An 11,804-nucleotide genomic window follows, 5' to 3' on the forward strand; every position below is an offset into this window, starting at 1 on the left:
GCCAGAGCCAGCCGGCACCGGCCTCGCCGGTCCTCACCGTGATGATCCGCGCAATCCGCTGACGGATGTGGCGTGGTCACCGGCACCCCGGCCGTACGCAGCAGGTCGAGCGGCTCTGCCGGTGCGGCGTCCCCGACATCCTCGCCCAGCGGCTCCGGTGCGCCGCCGGTGCCGGGCGGCCGCTCGGCCAGCCGGGTCGCGAGGCAGTCCGCGAACTGCCCCACCAGCCGGTCGCCGACCTCCGACAGCACCCCGCGCCCGAACTGCGCGGGGCGGCCGGTCACCGTGAGGTCGGTGCGCACCGACACCGCCGTACCGCCGTCGCGTTCGGTGAGCGTGCCGGTGACCGTGGCCCTGGCGGTGCCCTGCCCGCGGGTCTCCCGGCCGCTCGCCGCCAGCACCATCCGGTGGGCCGTCTCGTCCTGTTCCTCGAAGACCGCGGTGCCCCGGTAGGTCACCGTGACCGGGCCGACCCTGACCTTCACCGAGCCGGTCACCGTCCTGCCGTCGTAGTCCTCCACGACCGCGCCCGGCAGGCAGGGCGCGACCCGTTCGATGTCCAGGAGCGCCTGCCAGGCGTCCTCGACCGGGACGGGGACGCTGAATTCGTGGTGCAGTTCCATGACTCACTCCTCCTGGCGGCCGGCCCGGTCAGCGGACGGCGGGTGCGTGGATGGCGCCGGTGGTCGTCGCCAGGGGCGCGCCGCTGCCGCCCCAGCGCAGGGCGACGATCTCGGCGGCGACGGACACGGCGACCTCCTCCGGGGTACGGGCGCCGAGGTCGAGGCCCAGCGGTGAGCGCAGCCGGGACAGTTCGGCGTCGGTGAGACCGGCCTCGGCCAGCCGCGCACGCCGCTCGTCGTGGGTCCGGCGGCTGCCCATCGCCCCGATGTAGGCGGCCGGCCGGCGCAGCGCCTCCTCCAGCAGCGGCACGTCGAACTTCGGGTCGTGGGTGAGGACGCAGATCACCGTGCGGTCGTCGGTGGCCGTGCCGCTCAGGTAGCGGTGCGGCCAGTCGACGACGACCTCGACGGCCGCCGGGAAACGCTTCGGCGTGGCGAAGACCGGGCGGGCGTCGCAGACGGTGACCCGGTAGCCGAGGAAGTCGCCGATGCGGGCCACCGCGGCCGCGTAGTCGATCGCGCCGAAGACCAGCATCCGGGGCGGCGGCGCGAACGACTGGAGGAACACGGTGACCGCGTCCTCGCGGCGTTCGCCGTGCGGGCCGTAGTGCCGCAGGACGGAGGCGCCGAGCGCGAGTTCGCCGCGCGCGTCGGCGCTGACGGCGACGTCGAGGCCGGTCGTGCCGAGGGCCCCGGCCGTCCGGTCCGGCCAGACCGCGAGCGTGGCGCCCTGCGGCGCGGGCCCCTCCACCACGGTGGCCACGGTCACCGGCTCGCCCGCGGCGACGGACGCGGCCACGGCGCCGAACGCCGGGTCGGAGTCCGCGGTCACCGGCCGGACCAGCAGGGTGATCTCGCCGCCGCAGGTCAGCCCGACCGCGAACGCGTCCTCGTCGCTGTAGCCGAAGGTCTGCAGCGCCGGCTCGCCGGTCGCGACGACCTCCTGTGCCAGCTCGAAGACGGCGCCCTCGACACAGCCGCCGGACACGCTGCCCACCACCTCGTCGTCAGGACCCACGGCCATGGCCGCACCGGGTCCGCGCGGCGCGCTGCGGCTGACCGCGACCACCGTGGCGAGACCGAACGGGATCCCGGCGGCGTGCCAGCCGGACAGCGTCGGCAGAATCTCACGCACCGTAAGCTCCCTTCTCCGGTTCCTTCCCCGGTCCCCTCTCCGGCGCGACACCGGTCCGCGCCCCGCGGACCACCGCGGCGAGCCGCTCCAGCGCCGCCAGGCTGTGCCCCGCCACGAAGGCGTCGACGCTGGGCAGCGCCGCCGCCATCCCGGCCGCCAGCGGCGCGTAGCCGGGCCGTGCCTTGCGCGGGTTCGCCCAGACCACCTGGTGGGCCAGGCCGTGCAGCCGGCGCATCTGCTGCCCGAGCAGCTCCGGGTCGCCGCGCTCCCAGCCGTCCGAGAGCAGGACGACGATCGCGCCCCGCGCCATGCCACGCTGCCCCCACCGGTTGAGGAACTCGCGCAGCAGCTCACCGAGTCGGGTGCCGCCGCGCCAGTCCGGGACCGCGGCCGCGACCTCCGCCATCGCCAAGTCGGGGTCCCGGTGGGACAGTTCGCGGGTGACGCGGGTCAGCCGGGTGCCGACCGTGAACACCTCCGTGCGGCCCGTGCGCACCGCCGCGTGCGCGAACCGCAGCAGCGCGTCGGCGTACGGCCCCATCGAACCGCTCACGTCGACGAGCAGTACCACCCGGCGCGGCCGTGCCACCCGCGCGTGCCGTCGCAGGAGGGCCGGCTCCCCGCCGCGCCGCAGCAACTCCCGTACCGTGCGCCGCGGATCGACCTCCCCGCGCCGGGCCGGCCGGCGCCGCGCCGAGCGGCGGGTCTGCCCCTCCAGCGTGAACGCGGCCAGCAGGCGGCGCAGTTGGTCCCGCTCGGCGGGATCCAGCTCCGTGACGTCGCGATGCCGCAGCACCTCGGCCGCGCTGGCGAGGACGGCGGTGGGCGGACCCGGCGGCTCGCTCTCGCCGCCGGTACGGGGTGCCGTGGCCGTCTCCCGCGCGACGAGCCGCAGCCGCGGCGGGGGAGCGGTGCGCACCGGCTGCCGGGCGGGGGCGCCGGACGGGCCGAAGTACGCGGCGAAGACCCTCTCGTACCGCTCCAGATCGTCATGGCCGCCGCACAGCGTCGCCCGTCCCGCCCAGTACACGTCCGAGCGCATGCCCGGCCGCAGGGCGGCCACGGCGCGCAGGAACGCGTACCCGCGCTCCGCGCTCGCGTCCACCCCCGCCGCCCGCAACGCCCGTACGAAACCGAGCAGTACGGCATCCGCCGGCACTCCGGCCGTCCTCGACAGCGCCGCGCCCATGGCCGGTCACCCGCCCCGGGCCGCGAGGACCGCCGAGAGGTCGAGCCCGCGCGCCCGCTCCGTGTCCTCCCGGTACTTCAGCACCGAACCCAGCGTCGCCACGGCCAGTTCGGCGTCCACCTCGCTCGCCCCCAGCGCGTCCAGCGCCTCCGCCCAGTCCAGCGTCTCCGCCACCCCCGGCGGTTTGACCAGGTCGGCGCCGCGCAGCGCCTGCACGAGCGCCGTGACCTGCTCGGCCAGTCGGGCCGACACCTGCGGCAACCGGCTGCGCACGATGGCCAGTTCGCGGGCGAAGGAGGGATGGTCGAACCAGTGGTAGAGGCACCGCCGCTTCAGCGCGTCGTGCACCTCGCGGGTCCGGTTCGAGGTCAGGACCACCACCGGCGGCACCTCGGCCCGCAGCGTGCCCAGTTCGGGGATCGTGACGGAGTACTCGGACAGCAGCTCAAGCAGGAACGCCTCGAACTCGTCGTCGGCCCGGTCGATCTCGTCGACCAGCAGCACCGAGGGATGCTGCTGGAGGGCCAGCAGCAGGGGCCGGGCGATCAGGAAGCGCCGGTCGTACAGCTCGCTCTCCAGCCGGTCCGCGTCCTGGACGCCCGCCGCCTCGGCGGCCCGCAGGTGCAGCAGCTGGCGCGGGAAGTCCCAGTCGTACAGGGCCTGGGAGGCGTCGATGCCCTCGTGGCACTGGAGCCGGATCAGCGGTGCGCCCAGCGCCTCCGCGAGGGCGGCGGCGAGCGCGGTCTTGCCCACGCCGGCGTCGCCCTCGCAGAACAGCGGCCGGTGCAGTCTGAGGGCCAGGAAGCAGGTGACGGCCAGCCCTTCGTCGACGAGGTAGCCCGTCTCCGCCAGCCGGGCCCCCACCTGCTCCGGGTCGTCCATCGGGGGAATCGGCGCTCACCCCATTCCGGCGGCGGTCAGCACGGCCCGCCTGGTCAGCACCCGTGCGAGGTGCTCGCGGTACTCGGGCGAGGCCGACAGGTCCTGTGAGGGCCGGGTCCCCTCGGCGGCGGCCTCGGCGGCCCGGGCCACGGCCTGCGGGCCGTCGGCACCGGACAGCGCCTGCTCGGCCGCGGCGGCCCGCAGCGGGGTGGAGCCCATGTTGGTGAGCCCGATGCGTGCCTCGGTGATGTGCCCGTCGTCGCGCCGCACCAGCGCGGCGACCCCGACGATCGCCCAGGACTGCGCGACCGCGTGGAACTTCTCGTAGTGGAAGCCCCAGCCGTCCGTCTTCGGGATCCGCACCTCCACCAGGAGTTCGTCGGGCGCGAGCGTCGACTGCAGGTAGTCCACGAAGAACTCCCGGGCCGGGATGGTGCGTCGGCCGCCCGGCCCGGCGACGACCAGTTCGGCGTCGAGGGCGAGCGCCACGGCGGGCAGGTCCCCGGCCGGGTCGGCGTGCGCGAGGGAACCGCCGAGGGTGCCGCGGTGCCGTACGGCGGGATCGGCGACGGTGGCCGTGGCCGCCGCCAGCAGTCCGGCGTGCCGCCCCACCAGCGGATCGTGGACGATGTCGTGGTGGGTGGTCAGCGCGCCGATGGCCAGCGCGTCGCCGTCCTCGCGGACCCCGCGCAGCTCCGGGATCCGGCCGACGTCCACGACCAGCTCCGGGAAGGCGAGCCGAAGGCGCAGCAGCGGCAGCAGGCTCTGCCCGCCGGCCAGCACCTTCGCGTCCTCGCCCGCGTCGGCGAGGGCACGCACCGCCGCGTCGACGGTGGTCGGGCGGGTGTAGTCGAACGTGGGGGGAATCATGCGGAACCCTCCTCACGGGCCCTTGCCTGCTGCACGGCCTGCCACACCCGGTGCGGCGAGCACGGCATCCGTACGTCGGTGACGCCCAGCGGGCGCAGCGCGTCCACCACGGCGTTGACCACCGCGGGCGTCGACGCGATCGCCCCGGCCTCGCCGACTCCCTTGACCCCCATGGCGTTCGAGGCCGCCGGGGTCTCCGTCCGGTCGGTGACGAAGTCCGGCAGGTCCGCTGCCGACGGCACCAGATAGTCCGCCATGGTCCCGGAGACGAGGTTGCCCTCGTCGTCGTAGACGGCCTCCTCGTACAGCGCCTGCGCGATGCCCTGCGCGAGGCCGCCGTGCACCTGGCCCTCGACGATCATCGGGTTGACGACATGACCGACGTCGTCCACGCAGACGTACGACCTGATCTCCGTCTTCCCGGTCTCCGTGTCGACCTCGACCGCGCACAGGTGGGTGCCGTGCGGGTAGGAGAAGTTCTCCGGGTCGACCACCGTCTCGGCGTTGATGGACGGTTCCACGCCGTCGGGCAGGTCGTGGCTGGTGAACGTCTCGAAGGCGATCTCCTGGATGGTCTTCCGCGCCTCCGGCGAGCCCTTCACGGCGAACACGCCGTCCGTGAACTCCAGGTCCTGCTCGCTGGCCTCCAGCAGGTGCGCGGCCACCTTCCGCGCCTTCTCGACCACCTTCGTCGCCGCCCGGTGCACGGCCTCGCCGCCGACGGCCAGCGACCGCGAGCCGTAGGTGTCCATGCCCTGCGGGGAGGACCGGGTGTCGCCGTGCACCACCTCGACGTCCTCGAACGGCACGCCCAGCACGTCGGCCGCGATCTGGCTCCAGCAGGTCTCGTGCCCCTGGCCGTGCGGACTGGTGCCGGTCACCACCTCGACCTTGCCGGTGGGCAGCATGCGGATGCTCGCCGCCTCCCAGCCGCCGGCCGCGTACCGGAGATCCCGCAGCACCCGGCTCGGTGCCAGCCCGCACATCTCGGTGTACGTCGACACGCCGATCCCGAGGCGTACCGGGTCGCCGCGTTCGGTGCGCTGATGCTGCTCGGCACGGAGGTCCTCGTACCCGAACAGGGCGAGGGCCTTCTCGGTGGCCGCCTCGTAGTTGCCGCTGTCGTAGGTCAGCCCGGCGATCGAGGTGTACGGGAACTCCTCGTGCCGGATCCAGTTCCGGCGCCGCAACTCCACGGGATCCAGGCCGAGTTCGGCGGCCAGCTCGTCCATGATCCGTTCGATGGCGAAGGTCGCCTCCGGGCGCCCGGCGCCGCGGTAGGCGTCGGTGGGCGTCCGGGTGGTGAAGACGCCGGTGCAGGTGAACTCGTAGGCGTCCATCTTGTAGATCCCCGGGTACATGAAGGCGCCGAGGATCGGGATGCCCGGTGTGACCAGCATCAGGTAGGCGCCCATGTCGGCGGTCAGGTCCACCTTCAGGCCGAGCAGCCGGCCCTCGCGGGTGGCGGCGACCTCGATGTCCTGGATCATGCCGCGGCCGTGGTGGGTGGCGAGGTAGCCCTCGGAGCGGGACTCCGTCCACTTCACGGGACGGCCCAGCCTGCGGGCGACGGCGAGGGCGACGGCCTCCTCGCCGTACACCTGGAGCTTGGAGCCGAAGCCGCCGCCCACGTCCGGGGCGATCACCCGGAGCTTGTGCTCGGGGATGCCGGTGACGGTGGCCAGCATGATCCGCAGGATGTGCGGGATCTGGGTCGCCGAGTAGACCGTGTACTCGCCGGAGGCGGCGATCGGGGTGACCACGACCGCGCGCGGCTCCATGGCGTTGGGGATCAGCCGCTGCTGGTGGTAGCGGCGCTTGAGGGTCACCTCGGCGCGCTGCCGTACGGCCTCGAAGCTCTCGCCGGTGGCGAGCGGCCAGGTGTAGCAGCGGTTGGTGCCCTTGTCGGCGTGGACCAGCGGGGCGTCCTCCGCCAGCGCGGCCTCCAGGTCGAGGACCGGGGGCAGCGGGTCGTAGTCGACCTCGACGGCCTCCAGGGCGTCGGCGGCGGCGTACCGGTCGCGGGCCACCACGACGGCCACCGGGTCGCCGGCGTGCCGGACCTCGTCGACGGCGATCGGCGGGTGGCCGGGCAGCACGATGTCCTCGGTCACCGGCCAGGCGCAGGGGAGCGACCCCAGGCCCTCGGCGAGGTCGGCACCGGTGAACGCGGCGACGACGCCCGGGCGTTCGAGGGCGGGGGAGACGTCGACCCGGGTGAGGCGGGCGTGCGCCATCGGGCTGCGCAGGACGGCCAGGTGGAGCAGTCCGGCGACCTGGATGTTGTCGGTCCAGTTGGTCTGGCCGGTGATCAGCCGGGCGTCCTCCTTGCGCAGCCGGGCGCGGCCGATCTCGTGTGCAGCGGCTTTCACGGCCTGGTCGGTCATGCCGTGACCTCCTCGCCGACCTGACGCCCGGAGGCGGCCTGCCGTCCGTCCTGCCGTCCGTCCTCCGGCCCGTCCTCCTGTCCGGACGCGGCGAGCACCGCGCGGACGATGTTCTGGTAGCCGGTGCACCGGCACAGGTTGCCCTCCAGGGCCTGCCTGACCTCGTCGGAGGTGGGGTGCGGGTTCTCGTGCAGGAGATCGCGGGCCGCCATGATCATCCCGGGGGTGCAGTAGCCGCACTGGAGTCCGTGCCGCTCGTGGAACGCCCGCTGCAGTGCCGTCCACTCCCCGTCCGCGGCCAGCCCCTGGACGGTGGTCACCGTGCAGCCGTCCGCCTGGACGGCCAGCACCGAGCAGCTCTTGACGGTCGCCCCGTCCAGGTCGACCGTGCACGCGCCGCAGTTCGAGGTGTCGCAGCCGATCGGGGTGCCGGTCAGGCCGAGACGGTCGCGCAGGTAGTGGGCCAGCAGCAGACGGGGTTCCACCTCGTCCTCGTAGCGCGTGCCGTCCACCGTCACCTTGATGTGGGTCATGTGGCCTCCAGACCGTGCGGCGGGACCGAGGGATTTCAGCCAGGTGGCGTGATGTAGGTCACTCTAGAGCCGTGCCGAGGGGGCGGCGAGTGCTGCGGCGGGGCTTTCGTTGAGCGTTAATCCATTGCCGCCGCCGGTGCTGTCCTGCTGCACTGCTCCTCACCCGACGTCACAGAGAGAGGGCCACCGATGCGCGCTGCGTGCATGTCCACCGAGGAAGGAATCCCACCCATGGCGAAGGACATCACGCTCAGTGCATCTGCTCAATCTCGGCATTCTCGCCCACGTCGACGCAGGTAAGACCACTCTGACGGAACGGCTGCTGCACACGGCCGGCGTCACCGACGAGCTCGGCAGCGTCGACGACGGCAGCACCCGTACCGACACCCTCGCCCTGGAGCGGCAGCGCGGGATCACGATCAAGTCGGCGGTCGTGTCCTTTCCCCTCGACGGTGTCACCGTCAACCTCATCGACACCCCGGGCCACCCGGACTTCATCGCCGAGGTGGAGCGGGTCCTCGGTGTCCTCGACGGCGCGGTCCTCGTCGTCTCGGCCGTCGAGGGCGTCCAGGCGCAGACCCGCGTCCTGATGCGGACCCTGCGGCGGCTGCGCATCCCCACGCTGGTCTTCGTCAACAAGATCGACCGGCGGGGCGCCCGTGACGACGCCGTGCTCGCCCAGCTGGCCCGCAGGCTCGCCGTCCCGCTCGTCCCGATGGGGCGCGCCACCGCGCTCGGCACCCGCGCCGCCCGCTTCCTGCCCGGGCTCGGCCCGGCCACGCTCGACACGCTCGCCGACCACGACGACGCACTGCTCGCCGCCTACCTCGACGGCGGGGTCCCCGAGCCCCGGCTGCGCGCCGCCCTCGCCGAGCAGACCCGGCGGGCCCTGGTCCACCCGGTGTACTTCGGCTCCGCCGCCACCGGCGCCGGCGTACCCGAGCTGATCGCGGGCATCGAACGGCTGCTCCCGGCCGCCGGCGGCGACCCGGCCGGTCCGTTCTCCGGCACGGTCTTCAAGGTGGAGCGGGGTCCGGCGGGGGAGAAGGTCGCCTACGCGCGCCTCTTCTCCGGCACCCTGGGGGTGCGCGACCGGGTCCCGTTCGGGAACCGCGCCGCGGCCGGCGGCCGGCCGGAGGGCCGGGTCACCGGGCTCAGCGTCTTCGAGGGCGGTACCGACCTGCGGCGGGACAGCGCCGGTGCCGGGCGGATCGTCAAGGTGTGGGGGCTCGGCGGCATCCGGATCGGCGACGCCCTCGGGCTGCCGGGACGGGCGTACGAGCACCACTTCGCGCCCCCGACCCTGGAGACCGTCGTGGTCCCCGGACCGGGCACCGACCGGCGCGCCCTGCATGTCGCCCTCAGCCAGCTCGCCGAGCAGGACCCGCTGATCGACGTCCGGCCCGACGAGGTACGGCAGGAGACCTCCGTCTCCCTCTACGGCGAGGTGCAGAAGGAGGTGATCCAGGCGACCCTCGCCGACGAGTACGGCCTCCACGTCACGTTCCGGGAGACCACCACCATCTGCGTCGAACGGCTCACCGGCGCCGGGGCCGCCGTCGAGTTCAACAAGAAGGACGACAACCCCTTCCTGGCCACGGTCGGGCTGCGGGTGGAGCCGGCCCCGCCGGGCGCGGGCGTCGGCTTCCGCCTGGAGGTGGAGCTGGGCTCGATGCCGTACGCCTTCTTCAAGGCCGTCGAGGACACCGTGCGCGAGTCCCTCGCCCAGGGGCTGCACGGCTGGCGGATCCCGGACTGCACGGTGACCATGACCCACTGCGGTTACTCGCCCCGGCAGAGCCATGCCCACCAGGGTTTCGACAAGAGCATGTCCAGCACCGGCCACGACTTCCGCGGTCTGACCCCGCTGGTGCTCACCGAGGCGCTGCGGCGGGCCGGCACCTTGGTGCACGAGCCGATGCACCGCTTCCGCCTGGAGGCCCCCGTGGACACGCTGGGCGCGCTGCTGCCGGTGCTCGCCGGGCTCGGCGCGGTGCCGCAGCGGACCGGGACCGAGGGGATGCTCGCGGTCCTGGAGGGCGCGGTACCCGCGGCCCGGGTGCACGGTCTTGAGCGACGGCTGCCGGGGCTGACCCGCGGCGAGGGCGAGCTGGAGACCGCCTTCGACCACTACGCGCCGGTGCTGCGGGGGCCGGTCCCGGAGCGGCCGCGCACCGACCACAACCCGCTGAGCCGCAAGGAGTACCTGTTGAACGTGACGGGCCGAGTGACCGGCTGAGGGAACCGGTACGAAACTTACTCGTGAGTCAGAAGTATTGACTGTGTCCGGAAATCACCGGACTGTAATGGACATGACGAATATCCGGGCACGACTGATCGTTGTCCTGGTTGTCCTCTGCGGATTCCTCGCGGTGGCGGGCACCCCGTCCGCCACCGCAGCCACCCCGTCCGGCTCTCTCTCGTTCGACGGCACCGCGCTCACCGTGCAGAACGGCCGTTTCGTCGACGGCCAGGGCCGTGAGGTCGTACTGCGCGGCTACAACGTCTCCGGCGAGACCAAGCTGGAGGAGAACAGCGGCCTGCCCTTCGCCTCGGTCGCCGACGCGAAGAAGTCCGCCACCGCGGTGCGCGCCCTCGGCGGCGGCAACGCCGTGCGCTTCCTGCTCTCCTGGGCGCACGCCGAACCGGTCCAGGGCCAGGTCGACACCACCTACCTGGCCAACGCGACCGCGCAGATGCAGGCGTTCCTCGACGCCGGCATCCGCGTCTTCCCCGACTTCCACCAGGACCTGTACTCCCGCTACCTGTTCAACTCGGGCAGCTGGTACACGGGCGACGGCGCTCCGAAGTGGGCGGTGGAACTCGGGGACTACCCGGCCGAGTCCTGCGGCATCTGCCTGTTCTGGGGCCAGAACATCACCCAGAACACGGCCGTCCAGGACGCCCAGTACGACTTCTGGCACAACAACTACGGCCTCCAGGACGCCTTCCTGGCAACGGCGCAGACCACCATGACCTACCTGGCCCAGCACCTCACGTCCGACGAGTTCGCGGGCGTGGTCGGCTTCGACCCGTACAACGAGCCGTACGCCGGCACCTACGACTCCGGCGAGACCTCCCGCACCTGGGAGCAGAACCGGCTGTGGCCCTTCTACCAGAAGTTCCGGGCCCGGATGGACGCGGCCGGCTGGAGCAGCAAGCCCGCCCTGGTCGAGCCCAACCTCTACTGGAACGGCAACGTCACCAACCAGGAGGGCGGCCTGCTGGACGCGGGCACGCTCGGCTCGCGCTATGTCTTCAACACCCACTTCTACGACCAGAAGGCCATCTCCGGCATCCTGATGTGGGGCAACGCCTCCGACGGCCAGTACTCCACCGACTTCGGCACCATCCGCGACCGCGCCTCGGCGGCCGGAACGACGGCGATCGTCAGCGAGTTCGGGCATCCGCTGTCCGGCACCACCTCCGGCAAGGCGCCGACCGTCGACAAGGCGATGTACCAGGCCCTCGACTCCCGCCTCTCCGGGGCGAACTGGTGGTCCACCCCGGCCTCCTCCGGACCGGTCCTCTCCGGCACCCAGTGGCAGTGGGACATCTACAACGGCCGCCACCACGAGCTGATGAACGACAACCCGGACAAGGTCCTCACCTCGGGTGACGCCTGGAACGACGAGGACCTCTCGGCAGTCAACATGACCGACTCGGGCACCGTGACGCTCCGCCAGGACGCCCGGCTGCTCGACCGGATCTACCCGTCCGCCACCTCGGGCTCCACCCTCGCCTTCACCTACGAGGACCGCTCCCGGGACGGCTCCACGACCCTGACCTGGAACCCGGTGCCCAGCTCGCTGCCGAACGTGGCCGCGCTGGTCGGCTCCGGCCAGTACGCCGTCCAGGTCTGGCGCTCCAGCAGCGCCACCGCACCGACCGATCTCCATCTCCCGGCCACCTTCCCGACCGCGTCCACCACCGTCGTCTCCGACCTGGGCACGGCCTACGCGCCCCCGGCGTACACGTCCTCGACCCCGGTCGGCGTGGCGGCGGAACCGGGTGGGACGGGCAGCCGCCGACTGCTGCTCACCGACTCGGACTCCGGCGTGCTGCACTTCGCGCTGGTGACCAACGGGGCGACCGCACCGAGCTCCACCCTGCTGAACGCGGCCAAGGCGGAACTGGCCGCCTGGGTGGCGGCGAAGTTCTGAGCAGTGCTTCGGCCTCCGGGGT

General features: G+C 73.1%; 9 protein-coding genes. 2 read left to right on the forward strand and 7 right to left on the reverse strand.

Features of this window, described 5'->3' with window-relative positions; genetic code table 11:
- From ABT137_RS32440 to ABT137_RS32470, 7 genes are all read right to left on the reverse strand, one after another.
- The coding region (locus ABT137_RS32440; RefSeq protein ID WP_351714674.1) for an SRPBCC family protein at nt 1-623 on the reverse strand (623 nt) is incomplete at its 3' end.
- Between the two features lie 28 nt (nt 624-651).
- Nucleotides 652-1,758, reverse strand: coding sequence for an XdhC family protein (locus tag ABT137_RS32445; protein ID WP_351714675.1), 1,107 nt, complete (start codon nt 1,756-1,758; stop codon nt 652-654).
- Nucleotides 1,751-2,947, reverse strand: a complete 1,197-nt coding sequence (locus ABT137_RS32450) for a vWA domain-containing protein (protein ID WP_351714676.1) — start codon at nt 2,945-2,947, stop codon at nt 1,751-1,753. Before ABT137_RS32450 ends, ABT137_RS32445 begins: the two co-directional genes overlap by 8 nt.
- 6 nt (nt 2,948-2,953) lie before the next feature.
- A complete protein-coding gene (locus ABT137_RS32455) occupies nt 2,954-3,829 on the reverse strand; it encodes an AAA family ATPase (protein WP_351714677.1) in 876 nt (291 codons plus the stop codon).
- A 15-nt stretch (nt 3,830-3,844) separates the two neighbouring features.
- Nucleotides 3,845-4,699, reverse strand: coding sequence for an FAD binding domain-containing protein (locus ABT137_RS32460; RefSeq protein ID WP_351714678.1), 855 nt, complete (start codon nt 4,697-4,699; stop codon nt 3,845-3,847).
- On the reverse strand, nt 4,696-7,086 hold the full coding sequence (locus ABT137_RS32465) for a xanthine dehydrogenase family protein molybdopterin-binding subunit (protein ID WP_351714679.1): 2,391 nt from the start codon (nt 7,084-7,086) through the stop codon (nt 4,696-4,698). The genes ABT137_RS32460 and ABT137_RS32465 overlap by 4 nt, the downstream gene beginning before the upstream one ends.
- Nucleotides 7,083-7,619 carry a (2Fe-2S)-binding protein gene (locus ABT137_RS32470; protein ID WP_351714680.1) on the reverse strand — a complete coding sequence of 179 codons (537 nt, stop codon included), beginning with the start codon at nt 7,617-7,619 and terminating at the stop codon, nt 7,083-7,085. The genes ABT137_RS32465 and ABT137_RS32470 overlap by 4 nt, the downstream gene beginning before the upstream one ends.
- Before the next feature lie 253 nt (nt 7,620-7,872).
- On the opposite strand from ABT137_RS32470, the gene ABT137_RS32475 reads away from it, so the two are divergent.
- Together ABT137_RS32475 and ABT137_RS32480 are read left to right on the forward strand one after the other, a co-directional pair.
- Nucleotides 7,873-9,858: a GTP-binding protein gene (locus tag ABT137_RS32475; protein ID WP_351714681.1), complete on the forward strand. Its 1,986-nt coding sequence runs from the start codon at nt 7,873-7,875 to the stop codon at nt 9,856-9,858.
- A 67-nt stretch (nt 9,859-9,925) separates the two neighbouring features.
- Complete coding sequence (locus ABT137_RS32480; RefSeq protein WP_351714682.1) at nt 9,926-11,782, forward strand: cellulase family glycosylhydrolase; 1,857 nt, start codon at nt 9,926-9,928, stop codon at nt 11,780-11,782.
- The last annotated feature ends 22 nt before the right edge of the window (nt 11,783-11,804 follow it).

Origin of the sequence: Streptomyces sp. NPDC001980 (genome assembly GCF_040296885.1) — a bacterium.
In the GTDB taxonomy this organism is placed as follows: domain Bacteria; phylum Actinomycetota; class Actinomycetes; order Streptomycetales; family Streptomycetaceae; genus Streptomyces.